At 74.7% G+C, this 16,060-nt stretch carries 2 protein-coding genes; both read right to left on the reverse strand.

The features are described 5' to 3' along the window. Positions 1-39: 39 nt before the first annotated feature. Complete coding sequence (locus tag MicB006_RS15140) at positions 40-5,034, reverse strand: type I polyketide synthase (protein WP_116506924.1); 4,995 nt, start codon at positions 5,032-5,034, stop codon at positions 40-42. 36 nt (positions 5,035-5,070) lie between these two features. Beyond that, positions 5,071-16,020, reverse strand: a complete 10,950-nt coding sequence (locus tag MicB006_RS15145) for a type I polyketide synthase (protein ID WP_116506926.1) — start codon at positions 16,018-16,020, stop codon at positions 5,071-5,073. Positions 16,021-16,060 lie beyond the last annotated feature (40 nt).

Consider the following 16,060-nt stretch of genomic DNA (forward strand, 5'->3'; position numbering starts at 1 on the left):
CCGCTTCCTCGAAAGAGACGGGAGAGAGCTGAAGCTGGGTCAGGAGATGCCGAGGTCCTTGTCCACCATCGCGAACAGTTCGTCGTCGGTGGCGTCGTCGAGGTGCCGGCCGATGTCGGCGCCACCGCTGTCCTGGCCGAGCCGGGAGAGCATCGCCTGCAGGCGTACGGTGGCCCGCACCCGGGCCGCCTCGTCCCGGGCGACCACGTCGAGGCCCTCGGCGATCCGGTCCAGATCGTCGAGGAGCGCGTTCGGGGTGACCACGTCGTCGTGGGCGACCTCGGCGTAGAGGTACTCCGCCAGGGTCGTCGGGGTCGGGTAGTCGAAGACCAGGGTGACCGGGAGGGCCACGGCGGTGGCCGCGCCGAGCCGGTTACGCAGCTCGACGGCGGTGACGGAGTCGAAGCCCAGCTCCCGGAACGCCCGATGCTCGTCCACGGAGTCGGCGGACGGGTAGTTGAGCACGGCGGCGACCTGGCCACGGACCAGGCCGAGCAGCACGGCGAACCGCTCGGCGGCGGGCAGCCCGGCGAGCCGCTCCCGCAACGACTCCGGGCCGTCGCCGGCCTCCACGCTGCCCATCGCCTCGGCGGCGGCGAGCCGCCGGACGTCCGGCAGGTCGCTGATCAGCGGACCGGGCCGGGTGGCGGTGAACGCGACGGAGAACCGTTCCCAGGCGATGTCGGCGATGGTGAGGAACGCCTCTCCATGGTCCACGGCCTGGTGCAGCGCGGTGATCGCCGCCTCCGGGGTCATCTCGGGTACGCCGTGGCGGTGCAGCAGCTCGCCGAGCGGCCCGTCGGCCATGCCGCCGCCGGCCCACGCCCCCCAGGCGACGGAGGTGGCGGTGAGGCCGAGGCCCCGGCGGTGCTGGGCGAGCGCGTCGAGGAACGCGTTGCTCGGGGCGTAGTTGCCGACGCCGGAGCTGGCCACGCTGCCGGCGAAGGACGAGAACATGACGAACGCGGACAGCTCGTGGTCGAGGGTCAGCTCGTGCAGGTTGTACGCGACGTCGACCTTGGCCTGCAGCACCCGTTCGATCTGCTCGGGCCGGATGTCGTTGATCATGGCGTCGTCGAGGACCGCGGAGGCGTGCACGACCGCGGTGAGCGGGTACTCGGCGGGGATCGCCTCGATCAGCTCGGCCAGGGCGTCGCGGTCGGAGGCGTCGCACTCGACCACTGTGGCCTGGGCGCCCAGCGCGGTGAGGTCGTCGACGAGCTGCTGCGCGCCGGGCGCGGCCATGCCCCGCCGGCTGACGACGACGATGTTCTCCACACCGCTGCGGGCCAGCCAGCGGGCGGCGTGCCCACCGAGCGCGCCGGTGCCGCCGGTGACGAGCGCCGTGCCGTACGGCTGCCACGGGTTGGCGGGCTGACTGTCGCCGAGCGGGACGCGGGTGAGCCGGCGGGCGAGCAGGCCACTCGGGCGTACCGCGATCTGGTCCTCGTCCCCGGCGGTGGTGAGGGCGGCGACCAGCAGGTCGGCACAGCGGTCCTCCACGGCCTCGGGCAGGTCCACGAGGCCGCCCCAGCGCTGCGGGTGCTCCAGCGCGGCGACCCGGCCGAAGCCCCAGACCAGCGACTGCGCCGGGGCGCGCAGCAGGTCGGCCATGCCTACCGACGCGGCGCCGGAGGTGACGCTCCACATCGGCGCGCGCAGGCCGATGTCGCCGAGGGCCTGGAAGAGCGCGACGGTGGCGGCGAAGCCGCCGGGCACGGAGGGGTACAGCGGGTGGGCCAGCTCGTCGAAGGCGAGCAGCGAGACCACGCCGGCGACGTCGGCGGTGGCGTCGCCGCCCGGTGCGGCGGCGAGCGCCTCCTGCAGCAGCTTGCCGAACTGGTCGCGGTCGACGTCGGGCGTGGAGACGGCCACCGGCACGAGCGTCGCGCCGGCCGCCGCGATCGCCTCGACGCAGGCGTCCTGCCAGGGCTCGATGATGTCGCCGGTCGGCATGACCACGACCCAGGTGCCGTCCATGCCCCGGTTGGCGACGCCGGTCAGGGGCTTCCAGGTGTCCTGGTAGCGCCAACTGTCGATGTCGGCCTGCCGGCGCCGCTGCCGGCGCCAGGAGGTGAGCATCGGCAGGGCCGGCAGCAGCGCGTCGAGAACCTCGTGTACCGGGGTCTCCTCGGTGGCGATGGTCTCGGCGAGGGCCGTGACGTCCCCGCTCTCGACGGCGGCCCAGAAGCCCGCGTCGCCCGGGTCGCCGCTCATGCCCGACAGCAGGGACTCCAGGTCGGGCCCGCCGCTGCCGTCGAGCCAGAACCGCTGGTGGTCGAAGGCGTACGTGGGCAGCGGCGCGACCTCGGTCTCGGCGAGGACGTCCGCCAGGTCGACGGGCAGGCCGACGGCGTACGCGGTGGCGAGGTTGGTCAGCAGCCGGGTCGCGTCGTCGTCGCCCCGGCGCAGGCTGCCCAGGGTGTGCCCGCTCGCGCCGGTGTCGTCGAGGATCGCGGTGACCGGCATCGTCAGCACCGGGTGCGGGCTGATCTCGACGAACGTGGTGTGCCCGGCGGCGACCGCCGTACGGACGGCGGCGTCGAACTGCACGGTCTGCCGCAGGTTGTCGTACCAGTGCTCCGCACCCATGGTGAGCGGGTCGGCCCACTCGCCCGTGAGGGTGGAGACCAGCCGGGTGTGGCCGGCCCGCGGGGTGACGCCGGCCAGGTCCGCGCGGAGCTGCTCGGCCACCTGCTGCACGGCCTCGGAGTGCGACGCGTAGTCCACGGGGATCAGCCGGGCGCGGACGCCCTGCGCCTGGCACGCCTGCACGAGGTCGGCCACGGGCTGCGGCGGGCCGGACACCACGACGGTGGACGGCCCGTTGACGGCCGCGACACCGACGCCCGGGAACTCCCCCAGGCGCTCGGTGACCGCGTCGGCCGACAGGTCGATCGACGCCATCGTCCCGGTCCCCCGCAGCACCGTCAGCGCCCGCGACCGCAACGCCACTGCCTTCGCGGCGTCCTCCAGGCTCAGGATCCCGGCGACACAGGCCGCGCCGATCTCGCCCTGGGAGTGACCGATCACCGCGTCCGGGACAACGCCCGCCGCGCGCCACACGGCCGCCAGGGCGATGCCGACGGCCCACAGCACGGGCTGCACGACCTCGACCTGCTCCAGCCACGACTCGTCGTCACCGGTCAACACCGCGACGAGGTCCACGTCGAGGTACGGCGCCAGGGCCCGCTGGCACTCGGCCAGCTTCGCGTCGAACACCGGCGTACGACCGACGAGCCCGGCCGCCATCCGCGCCGACTGCGCCCCCTGACCCGGGAACACGAAGACGGGACCTGCGCCGGCGCTGGTGACCGTACCGGTGACGAGGTTCCCTGCCGGCTGGCCGGCGGCGAGGGCGTCCAGCCCGGCCAGCAGCTCGTCGGTGGTCGACCCGACGACGGCGGCACGGTGGTCGAACGTCGAGCGGGTGGTGGCCAGCGACCAGCCGACCGCCGCCGGATCGATCTCGCCGCGCCTGCGCAGGAAGTCCGCGAGCCGGGCCGCCTGCCCGCCCAGGGCGGTCCTCGACCGGGCCGACACCGGCCAGAGGGTCACGTCCGAGGCGACCAGGCCCGGCCGGCGCGCAGGCTCGACGGCGCCGGTCCCGTCCGCCTGCCCGCCGTCGACGGTCGCCGCCTCGGCGACGCGCGGGCGGTACTCCTCCAGGATGACGTGGGCGTTGGTGCCGCTGACCCCGAAGGAGGAGACGCCGCCGCGGCGGGGGCGGTCCAGTTCCGGCCACGGCTTGGACTCGGTGAGCAGGGAGACCGCCCCGGCCGTCCAGTCGACGTGCGGGGACGGCTCGTCGATGTGCAGGGTCTCCGGCATGACGCCGTTACGCAGCGCCATCACCATCTTGACCAGCCCGGCGACGCCGGCGGCGCTCTGGGTGTGGCCGATGTTCGACTTCACCGAGCCCAGCCACAGCGGACGGTCGGCCGGGCGGTCCTGCCCGTACGTGGCGATGAGCGCCTGCGCCTCGATCGGGTCGCCGAGGGTGGTGCCGGTGCCGTGCGCCTCGACCATGTCGACGTCGGCGGAGCCGAGCCGGGCGTTGGCGAGGGCCTGGCGGATGACCCGCTGCTGCGAGGGGCCGTTGGGGGCGGTGAGCCCGTTGGAGGCGCCGTCCTGGTTGAGGGCGCTGCCCCGGATCACGGCGAGGACCGGGTGGCCGTTGCGTTCGGCGTCGGCCAGCCGCTCCACGACGAGCACGCCGCCGCCCTCGCCCCAGCCGGTGCCGTCCGCGCCGGCCGCGAAGGCCCGGCACCGGCCGTCGACGGACATGCCGCGCTGCCGGGAGAAGACGACGAACACGCCGGGGGTGACCATGACGGTGACGCCACCGGCGATGGCCAGGTCGCACTCGCCGCGGCGCAGGGCGTTCACGGCGAGGTGCAGGGCCACCAGCGAGGAGGAGCAGGCGGTGTCCACGGTGACGGCCGGGCCGTTGAGGCCGAGGGTGAACGAGATCCGGCCGGACGCCACGCTCGTGGTGTTGCCGGTGCCGATGTACATGTCGACGCCCTCGGGCACGTTCGGCAGACCCATGCCGTAGTTCGAGGTGCTCAGCCCGACGAAGACACCGGTGGAGCTGCCGCGCAGCGACAGCGGGTCGATGCCGGCCCGCTCGACGGCCTCCCAGGACGTCTCCAGCAGCAGCCGCTGCTGCGGGTCCATGGCGAGGGCCTCACGCGGCGAGATCCCGAACAGGGACGGGTCGAAGTCACCGGCGCCGTCGAGGAACCCGCCGATGCGGGTGTAGCTCTTGCCCGGCTTGTTCGGGTCGGGGTCATAGAGCGCCTCCAGGTCCCAGCCCCGGTCGTCCGGGAACTCGGTGAGCGCGTCCCGGCCGTCGGCGACAAGCTCCCACAGGTCCTCCGGCGACCGCACGCCACCCGGGAAGCGGCAGCTCATCGAGACGATGGCCAGCGGCTCCTGGTCGCGGGCCTCGACGGTCTGCAGCTTGCGCTTGGTGTCGTGCAGGTCGGCTGTCACCCGCTTCAGGAAGTACCGCAGCTTGTCGTCGCTCATCGGGTGGCCCCTGCCTCGATCCGAAGGTTGGTCATCTCAGGAGATTCCAAACTCTTTGCTGATGAAGTCGAAGATCTCGTCGTCGCTGGCCGAGTCGAGGTCTGGCCGGTCCGGTTCGACGGCGGGCCCGGCCGCCAGGTCGGACGCCTTGGCGAGCAGGTCCTGCATCCGGGCGGTGAACCGCGCGCGGGCAGCCGGGTCGAGCGGGATGGTGGTGAGCAGGCTCTCCACCGTGTCGATGCCCTGGAAGAGCGGCTGGGTGGAGGGCGCCGCGTCGGCGGCGATCTCGCTCGTCAGCTTCTCGGCGAGCGCCGTCGGCGTCGGGTAGTCGAAAACGAGCGTCGCCGGCAGCCGCAGGCCGGACAGGCTGTTGAGCCGGTTGCGCAGGTCGACGGCGGTGAGCGAGTCGAAGCCCAGGTCGGTGAAGAGCCGGTTCGGGTCGACCGCGTCCGAGCCGGCGTGGCCGAGGACGGCGGCGATGTTCGCGCGTACCACGTCGAGCACCACCTTGAGCCGCTCCGGGGCGGCCAGTCCGGCGAGCCGCCGGCCGAGCTGCACCCCGCCGGAGCGGGCACCGGTGGCGTCCATGGAGCGTCGCAGCGGCACCCGGACCAGGGCCCGGAGCATGGGCGCGAGGGTGCCGGTCTCCGCCTGCCCGCGCAGCGTCCCGACGTCCAGGCGCATCGGCAGGACGGCTGCCGCGTCGAGCCGCCACGCGGCGTCGAAGAGATTCAGCGCCTGCTCGGTGGACAGGCCGGTGGCGCCCTGCTCGGCCATCCGCCGCACGTCGTCGTCGCCGAGGTGGCCCGTCATGCCGCTGGCCTGCGCCCACAGGCCCCAGGCGAGCGAGATGCCGGCGAGCCCGCGTGCCCGGCGGTGCGCCGCGAGGGCGTCGAGGAAGGCGTTCGACGCCGCGTAGTTGGACTGGCCGGCGCTGCCCAGCGTGGCCGCCGCCGACGAGAACAGGACGAAGGCCGCGAGGTTCGCGTCGGCCGTGAGGCGGTGCAGGTGCCAGGCGGCGTCGATCTTCGGCACGGCGACCGCGTCCACCCGTTCGGGGGTCATCGACTCCAGCACGCCGTCGTCGAGGACGCCGGCGGCGTGCACCACGGCGGTGAGCGGGTGCGCTGCCGGCACCCCGGCCAGCAGCGCCGACAGGGCCTCGGGGTCGGCGGCGTCGCAGGCCGCGACGGTCACCTCCGTACCGGTGCCGGCGAGTTCGCCGACCAGGTCGCCGATCCCCTCGGCCGCCGCGCCGCGCCGCCCGGCCAGCAGCAGGTGCCGTACGCCGTGGCTGGTGGCGAGGTGGCGGGCCAGAATGCGGCCCAGCACGCCCGTGCCGCCGGTGATCAGCACGGTGCCGGCCGGGTCGATCCCGCCGGGCAGCGGCTCGACACCGGCCGGAACCCGGCCGAGCCGTGGGGTGCGGACCTGCCCGTCGCGCACGGCGAGCTGCGGCTCGCCGGAGGCGATGGCGGCCGCCAGCGCGGCGGCGCTGTCCGGGGCGTCGTCGAGGTCGACGATCTGGCACCGGCCCGGGTGTTCGAGCTGGGCGGCGCGCAGCAGGCCCCAGACCGGGGCCTGGCGCAGGTTCACCGGCTCCTGCTCCCCCGCCGCGACCGCGTCCCGGGTGACGAGCACCAGCCGCGAGTCGGCGAACCGGTCGTCGGCGAGCCAGGTCCGCAACGCGGCGAGCGTACGGTGCGTGGCGGCGCGCGCCTGCACGGCGAGCTCCGGGTCCGACGGGTTCCCGGCGTCGCCGACCGGGACGATCACCAGCTCGGGCGCCGGCTCACCCCCGGCGAGCAGGTCGCCGAGGGTGTCGAGCCCGACGTCGGTACGCACCCGGGCACCGGCCGCCTCGCAGGCCGCGCTGAGCACCAGGTCGTCGCCGAGCGCCACCCAGCGGATGGCCGCCGGCACGGGGCCGGTGGGCACCGGCAGCACGGGCCAGTCCACCTGGAACAGCGACTCGTGCCGGCCGGAGCGCGCCGCGCCGAGGGAGTCCCCGGAGACACGGCGCATGATCAGCGAGTCGACGTGCAGCACCGGGGCGCCGGTGGCGTCGGCCACCTGGAAGGAGACGCCGACCTCGCCGGCCGCGGCGACGCGCACGCGCAGGGCGGTGGCCCCGGCGGCGAGCAGGGAGACCCCGGTCCAGGCGAACGGCAGACGGGGCACGCCGGCGTCGGCGCCGTCGCCCATCCGGCCGAGGAAGCCGCCGATCGACATGGCCTGCAGCGCGCCGTCCAGCAGCGCCGGGTGCACGCCGAAGCGGCCGGCCTCGGCGTGGTGGCCGGCGGGCAGCTCGACCTCTGCGAAGACCTCGTCGTCGCGGATCCACGCGGCACGCAGACCCCGGAACGCCGGCCCGTACCCGAAGACGGTCGCCTCGATGCCGGAGTAGAAGTCGTCGGACTCGACGCGCGTCGCGCCGGGCGGCGGCCACACCCCCAGGTCGAAGGCGGGCGCGGCGTCGGCCGGCTGCGGGCCGAGCAGGCCGGTGGCGTGGCAGGTCCAGGCGACGTCGGCGAGGATCTCGTCGGAGCCGTCCCGGTAGGGCCGGGAGTAGAGCTGGACGGTGCGCCGCCCGTCGTCGTCGCGGTCGCCGACCGTCAGCTGCACCTGGAGCGCGCCAAGTTCGGGCAGGACGAGCGGGGCGAGCAGCGTCAACTCCTCCACCGTCGGGCAGCCGGCCTGCGCACCGGCGTACGTGGCGAGTTCCACGAAGGCGGTGCCGGGCAGCAGGATGTTGTCCATCACCCGGTGCTCGCCGAGCCACGGGTGGGTACGCACCGACAGCCGGCCGGTGAAGACCATCCGCTCGCTGTCGGGGAACGTCAGCGTGGCGCTGAGCAGCGGGTGCCCGGCGTCCTGGAGACCGGCGGAGCTGACGTCCTGCGCCCGGTGCGCCGGCGGCTCGACCCAGTACCGCTGGTGGTCGAAGGCGTAGGTGGGCAGTGCCACCACGTCGGTCTCGGCGAGGACGGCCGTCAGGTCGACGGGCAGGCCGATCGTGTGGGCGGTCGCGAGGTTCGTCAGCAACCGCGTCGGATCGTCGTCACCACGACGCAAGCTGCCCAACGTATGCCCGCTCGCGCCGACGTCATCCAGGATCGCCGTCACCGGCATCGTCAACACCGGATGCGGGGAGATCTCCACGAACGTCGTGTGACCCGCCTCGACCGCCACCCGCACAGCGGCGTCGAACCGCACAGTCTGCCGCAAGTTGTCGTACCAGTAACTGGCGTCCATCGACGCCGGATCGACCCAGTCACCGGTCAACGTCGACACCATCCGGACATGGCCGGGCCGCGGAGTCACGTCGGCCAGATCGGCGCGCAACCGCTCCGCCACCTCCTGCACCGCCTCCGAGTGCGACGCATAGTCCACCGGGATCAACCGCGCCCGCACCCCGTCGGCCTGACACGACTCCACCAGGTCGGCGACCGGCTGCGGCGGACCCGACACCACCACCGTCGACGGACCGTTCACCGCCGCGACGCCCACCCCGGGGAAGCCCGGCAGCCGCTCCGTCACCGCGTCCGCGCGGAGGTCGACCGACGCCATCGTCCCGGTGCCCCGCAGCGCGGTCAGGGCCCGGGAACGCAACGCCACCGCCTTCGCCGCGTCCTCCAGGGAGAGAATCCCCGCCACGCACGCCGCGCCGATCTCACCCTGCGAGTGACCGACCACCGCCGCCGGAACCACACCCGCGTGCTGCCACACGGCGGCGAGGGCGACCCCGACGGCCCACAGCACCGGCTGCACGACCTCCACCCGCTCCAGCCACGACTCGTCGTCACCGGTCAACACCGACACGAGGTCCACGTCCAGATACGACGCCAACGCCCGCTGGCACTCCGCCAGGCGCGCGTCGAACACCGGCACACGACCCACCAGGCCCGCCGCCATCCGCGCCGACTGCGCACCCTGACCCGGAAACACGAACACCGGGCCCGCACCGTGCGACGACGACGTCGCCGTGACCACGTTGCCGGCCGGCGACCCCGACGCCAGAGCGTCCAGCCCCGCCAGCAACTCCTCCGTGCTCGACCCGACCACTGCCGCCCGGTGGTCGAACGTCGACCGGGTCGTCGCCAGGGACCAGCCCACCGCCGCCGCATCGACCTCGCCGTGCTCGCGCACGTGCCGGGCCAGCCGGGCCGCCTGGCCGGTCAGGGCTTCCCTCGACCGCCCCGACAGCGGCCATGCCACGACGCCGGAATCCACGAGGCCGGGCCGTGTGTCCACGCGTGCGGCGTCGACCGGCTCGTCACCCTGCTCGATGATCACGTGGGCGTTCGTGCCGGAGATGCCGAACGACGACACCGCCGCCCGACGCGGCCGGTCCACCGCCGGCCACGGCCGCGACTCCGTGGCCAGCTCGACGGCGCCGGAGGTCCAGTCGATGTGCGGGGACGGCTCGTCCACGTGCAGCGTCGCCGGGACGAGGCCGTGCCGGATGGCCTGCACCATCTTGATCACACCGGCCACCCCGGCGGCGGCCTGGGCGTGGCCGATGTTCGACTTGACCGAGCCGAGCAGCAGCGGCCGGTCGGCGGGCCGCTCCCGCCCGTACGTGGCCAGCAGGGCCTGCGCCTCGATCGGGTCACCGAGCGTCGTGCCCGTGCCGTGCGCCTCGACCACGTCCACGTCGGCCGCGGAGAGCCGCGCCGACGCCAGCGCCTGCCGGATCACCCGCTGCTGCGACGGGCCGTTCGGGGCGGTCAGCCCGTTCGAGGCGCCGTCCTGGTTGATCGCCGAGCCGCGCACCACCGCGTACACGGTGCGGCCCTGCCGGCGCGCGTCGGAGAGCCGCTGCACGAGCAGCATGCCCACGCCCTCGGACCAGCCGGTGCCGTCGGCGGACGCGGCGAACGACTTGCACCGGCCGTCGGCGGCCAGGCCGCGCTGCCGGGAGAACTCGACGAAGGCGGTCGGGGTGGCCATCACCATCACGCCACCGGCGAGGGCCATGTCGCACTCGCCGCGCCGCAGCGCCTGACCGGCCCAGTGCAGGGCCACCAGCGACGAGGAGCAGGCCGTGTCCAGCGACACCGCCGGCCCCTCCAGCCCGAACGTGTACGCCACCCGGCCGGAGATGACGCTGCTGGTCATCCCGGTCAGCATGTAGCCCTCGGCGGCCTCCGGCGAGTACGCGAGCAGCGAGCCGTAGTCCTGGCCGCTGGTGCCGACGAAGACGCCGGTGCTGCTGCCCCGTACGTCGGCCGGGTCGATGCCGGCGGACTCGAAGGACTCCCAGGTGGTTTCCAGCAGCAGCCGCTGCTGCGGGTCCATGGCCAGGGCCTCGCGGGGCGAGATGCCGAAGAAGCCGGGGTCGAACCGGTCGACGCCGCTGAGGAAGCCGCCGCCGCGGGCGTAGAAGGTGCCGGGGGCGTCGGGGTCGGGGCTGTAGAGGCTGTCGAGGTCCCAGCCACGGTCGGTCGGCAGGTCGCTGATCGCGTCGACGCCGTCGACCACCAGCCGCCACAGGTCGTCGGGCGACCACACGCCGCCGGGCAGCCGGCAGGCCATGCCGATGATCGCGAGGGGCTCGTCGTCGCCGACCGGCACGGTGGTCGTCGCGGGTCGCACGGGGACCGGGGTGCCGGCGATCTCCGTACCCAGGAAGCCCGCCAGGTCGTGCGGGGTCGGGTAGTCGAAGACGAGGGTGGCCGGCAGCCGCATCCCGAAGGCGTTGTTGAGCCGGTTGCGCATCTCGACGGCGGTCAGCGAGTCGAAGCCGAACTCGCTGAACGCCCGGCGCGGCTCGATGGCCGCCGGGTCGGGGTAGCCGAGCACGGCGGCGGCCTGCCCGCGGACGATCTCGACCAGCGCGGCGGCCCGCTCGGCGTCGCCCAGCCCGGCGAGCTGCTGCACCAGTGACGCGCCGGTGGTGGCCGCGGCGGTGCGCGCGGGCGTGCGGATCAGCGCCCGGTACAGCGGCGGGATGCTCCCGCCGGCGAACTGCACCTTCATCGCGGCGAGGTCCAGCCGGGCCGGGACGAGCGCGGCGTCGGTGGTGCGGCAGGCCGCGTCGAAGAGCGCGAGCCCCTCCTCGGCCTCCATGGCGGCGACGCCGGAGCGGGAGATCCGGTTGAGGTGGACGTCGTCCAGCTCGGTGGTCATGCCGCTGCGGTCGGCCCAGAGGCCCCAGGCGAGGGTGAGCGCGGCGAGGCCGCGCGCCTTGCGGTGCTGGGCCAGCCCGTCGAGGAACGCGTTTGCGGCGGCGTAGTTGCCCTGGCCCGGGCCGCCTGCGGTGGCGGCCAGCGAGGAGTACGAGACGAACGCCTTCAGGCCGAGGTCGGCGGTCAGCTCGTGCAGGTGCCACGCGGCGTCGACCTTGGGCCGCAGCACGCCGTCCATCCGCTCGGGGGTGAGCGAGGAGATGACGCCGTCGTCGCGGACGCCGGCGGCGTGGACGACGGCGGTGAGGGGGTGCTCCGCCGGGATGCCGGCCAGCAGCTCGGCCACGGCGGCGCGGTCGGCGACGTCGCAGGCGGCGACGGTGACGCTCACGCCGAGCGCCTCCAGCTCGGCGCAGAGCTCCGCGACGCCCCCGGCGGCGCGGCCGCGCCGGCTGGTGAGGATGAGGTGCCGGACGCCGTACGCGCTAACCAGGTGCCGGCTCATCAGCTGGCCGAGGGTGCCGGTGGCGCCGGTGATCAGGACGGTGCCGTCGAAGTCGAACGGGGCGGCCGGCGGCTCGGCCGGGGCGGGAACCCGGGTGAGCCGGGCGCCGGCGGCGACACCCGCGCGGATCACGACCTGCGGTTCGTCGGTCGCGACGGCCGGGACGAGCGCGGCGGCACAGCCGGCCACGTCGTCGACGTCGACAAGCACGAACCGGTCGGGGTTCTCCGACTGGGCGGAGCGGAGCAGGCCGATCACGGCGGCGCCGGCCAGGTCGGTCAGGTCGGCGTCCCGGTCGGTGGCGACCGCGCCCGAGGTCAGCACCACCAGCCGGGACACCGCGTAGCGCTCCTCGGCGAGGAACTGCTGGAGCACGGCAAGCACCCGGTGGGTCGCCTCGGCGACGGCGCGCGGCACGTCCGCCGACGCGGGCGGGTCGAGCAACGGCAGGACCAGCATGCCGGGCGCGTCCGTCCCGTCGTCCATCGCCGTGGCCAGGGCCGTCAGGTCGGGGTACGCCGCCACGGCCGTGCCGGTGGCCGCGACCGCGTCGGTGAGCGCCGCGGCGTCGCCGATGACCGCCCAGTCGACTGTCGACGGGCCGGCGGGCAGCGCGAGCGGCGCCCACTCGACCCGGAAGAGCGACTCGGTGCCGCCGCCGGAGGCGGTGCGGAGCTGGTCGGCGGAGACCGGCCGCAGGACCAGGGAGCCGACGGAGATGACGGGCGCGCCGGTGACGTCGGTGAGCAGCAGCGAGATGCTGTCGGGGCCGGTGTGCGAGACCCGGACGCGGGCCGCCGCGGCCCCGGCGCCGTGCAGGGCGACGTCGTTCCAGGAGAACGGCAGCCGGCCGTACCCCGGGGGCATGCCCGCCCCTGAAGGCTCTCCGGCCGGCGTGGTCAGGCCGAGGGTGTGCAGCGCCGCGTCGAGCAGGGCCGGGTGCAGGCCGTACCCGCCGGCCTCGGCAGCGGGGGCCTCGGGCAGCGCCAGCTCGGCGAAGAGGTCGTCGCCGCGCCGCCACGCGGAGCGCAGGGCGATGAAGGACGGGCCGTAGTCGTAGCCCTGGGCGGCGAGGCTCAGGTAGAGGTCGTCGGTGCCGACCTCGGTGGCGCCCGGCGGCGGCCAGGTGGTCAGGTCGGACCAGCCGGCGGGGCCGCTCGGGGCGGCGGGGCCGCTGGCCAGCACGCCGCTGGCGTTGCGGGTCCAGGTCCGCTCGCCCGCGCCCTCGGTCGGCTCGCCGTCCTGGGCGGAGTGCAGCGACACGGACCGGCAGCCGGTCTCGTCGGCCGGGCCGATCCAGAGCTGGATGTCGACGCCCCCGGTCTCCGGCAGGATCAGCGGCGACTCCAGGGTGAGTTCGCGGACGTGGTCCGCGCCGACGTGCGCGCCGGCCTGGAGGGCGAGTTCGACGAAGCCCGTGCCGGGCAGCAGCACGGTGTCGAAGACGACGTGGTCACAGATCCACGGGTGGGTACGCCGGGCCAGCCGGCCGGTGAACAGGAATCCCTCGGCGTGCGCGACGCCGACGGCGGCCCCGAGCAGGGGGTGTTGCGCGGGGCGCAGGCCGACGGCGGTGACGTCGCCGGTCCACCCGGCGCCCGCCTCGGGCCAGTAGCGCTGGTGCTGGAAGGCGTACGTGGGCAGGTCCACCCGCCGCGCGCCGGTCTCGGCGAACCACGGCCGCCAGTCGACCGCCACCCCGTGCACGTGCAACTCGGCCAGCCCGCCCAGCAGCCCGTGCACCTCGGGCCGGTCCACGCGCTGCGCGGCGACGGCCAGCACCCCGTCCCCGCCCGGCAGCACATCGCCGACCATCGCGGTCAGCACGCTGCGGGGGCCGATCTCCAGGAACGTGTCCGCCCCAGCGGCGCGCAGCGCGGCGACCCCGTCAGCGAAACGCACCGCCTGCCGGACATGCCGCACCCAATAGTCGGGCGTACGGATCTCATCGCCGGCCAGGGCACCGGTCACGTTCGACACGACCGGCAGCACCGGCGCGGCGAACTCCAACCCGTCGAGAACGGCCCGGAAATCGGCGAGCATCGGCTCCATCAACGGACTGTGGAACGCGTGACTGACGGTTAGGCGGCGGACGCGTACACCCCGGTCCTTCCAGAGCCGCTCCACCTCGTCGAGGGACTCAACGGCACCGGAGACCACAACAGCCTGCGGACCGTTGACCGCCGCGATCCCCACACCGGCCAACCCGTCCAGCGCAGCCGCCACGTCGGCCTCGGCCGCCGCGACGGCCAGCATCCCGCCCCCAGCGGGCAGCGCATGCATCAACCGGCCCCGCGCCGCCACCAGCGCGCAGGCGTGCTCCAGCGACAGCACCCCGGCCACGTACGCGGCCGTGACCTCACCGATCGAGTGCCCGCCGACCAGGTCGGGGGCGACCCCGAAGGACTCGACGAGACGGAACAACGCCACCTCGACCGCGAACAACCCCGCCTGCGTGAACACGGTCCGGTCCAGCAGCTCGGCGTCGGCCGAGCCCTCAGCGGCGAAGAGCACCTCCCTCAGCGGGCGCGGCAGCAGCGCATCCAGGTGCCCGCACACCTCGTCGAACGCCGCAGCGAACACCGGGAACTCGGCGTACAACTCCCGGCCCATCCCGGCGCGCTGCGCGCCCTGACCCGAGAACAGCACCGCCAACGAACCCCGGCCGCCGGCCTGGCCCACGACAACCGCACCCGACGGCTGCCCGGCGGCCAGGGCACGCAACCCGCCCAGCAACTCCTCACGGCCGGTCGCGGAGACCACGGCCCGGTGCTCCAGGGTGGAGCGTGAGGTGACCGACGAGAAGGCCACGTCCAGGGGCCGCAGGGTCTCGTCGGCGGCGATCCGGGCCGCCCAGCGGCCCGCCTGCGCGGCGAGGCCGGCCGCGTCCCGGGCCGACACCGGCACCGGCACGACCGGCCGCTCGACCAGCAACGCGGCGGCGGCCGACGGGGACTGCTGGGGCGCCGGAGCCTGCTCCAGGATGGTGTGGGCGTTGGTGCCGGACACCCCGAACGAGGAGACGGCCGAGCGGCGCGGCCGGCTCACCGCAGGCCACGGCGTCGCCTCGGTCACCAGCGACACCTCGCCGGCCGACCAGTCGACCTCGGGCGTCGGCTCGTCCACGTGCAGGGTGGGCGGTACGACGCCGTGCCGCATCGCCATCACCATCTTGATCACACCGGCCACGCCGGCGGCTGCCTGGGCGTGACCGATGTTCGACTTGACCGACCCGAGTAGCAGCGGCGCCGAGTCCCCCCGGTCCTGCCCGTACGTGGCGAGCAGCGCCTGCGCCTCGATCGGGTCGCCGAGCCGGGTGCCGGTGCCGTGCGCCTCCACCACGTCCACGCCGCCGGTGGCGAGGCCGGCGTTGGCCAGCGCCTGCTGGATCACCCGCTGCTGCGACGGCCCGTTCGGGGCGCTCAGGCCGTTGGAGGCGCCGTCCTGGTTGACGGCGCTGCCCCGCACCACGGCGAGGACGGGGTGGCCGTTGCGCTGCGCGTCCGACAGCCGCTCCAGCACCAGGACGCCGACGCCCTCGGACCAGCCGGTCCCGTCGGCGGCGGCGGCGAACGACTTGCAGCGGCCGTCGGCGGCGAGGCCGCGCTGCCGGGAGAACTCGACGAAGGCGGCCGGGGTGCACATGGCGGTGACCCCGGCGACGATCGCCAGGGTGCACTCCCGCTGCCGCAGCGCCTGCCCCGCCAGGTGCAGGGCGACCAGCGAGGACGAGCAGGCGGTGTCGATGGTGACCGCCGGGCCCTCCAGCCCGAAGGTGTAGGCGATCCGGCCGGAGACCACGCTGCCGGCGTTGCCGGTCATCAGGTGCCCCTCCAGGCCCTGCGCGGCACCCATCAGCACGGTGCCGTAGTCCTGGCCGGTGCTGCCGGCGAAGACGCCGGTGCGGCTGCCGCGCAGCGAGTGCGGGTCGATGCCGGCCCGCTCCAGGGCCTCCCACGATGTCTCCAGCAGCCAGCGCTGCTGCGGGTCCATCGCCAGCGCCTCGCGGGGGGAGATCGCGAAGAAGCCCGGGTCGAAGTCGGCCAGGTCGTGGACGAAGCCGCCCTGCCGCGTGTACGACGTGCCGCTCTGTTCGGGGTCGCTGTCGTAGAGCGACCCGAGGTCCCAGCCGCGGTCCTCGGGGAAGTCGGTGACCACGTCCCGGCCGGACGCGACCACCTCCCACAGGTCCTCGGGAGAGCGCACCCCGCCGGGGAAGCGGCAGCTCATGGAGACGATGGCGACCGGTTCCTGTTCACCGGCCTCCACCTCGCGCAGGCGCTGGCGCACCTGGTGCAGGTCAGCGGTGACCCGCTTGAGGTAGTCGAGAAGCTTCGCCTCGTCAGCCATGGACCGCGCACTCCTTGTGTTGACCCGTCGTCGTAGCAGC

Source organism: Micromonospora sp. B006, from assembly GCF_003408515.1.
GTDB classification, from domain to species: Bacteria; Actinomycetota; Actinomycetes; order Mycobacteriales; family Micromonosporaceae; genus Micromonospora; species Micromonospora echinospora_A.

What these genes read in the sequence shown, in the direction of transcription:
- MicB006_RS15140 (WP_116506924.1), bottom strand. Translation starts at nt 5,034, where the DNA reads ATGAGCGACGACAAGCTGCGGTACTTCCTGAAGCGGGTGACAGCCGAC.
- MicB006_RS15145 (WP_116506926.1), bottom strand. Translation starts at nt 16,020, where the DNA reads ATGGCTGACGAGGCGAAGCTTCTCGACTACCTCAAGCGGGTCACCGCT.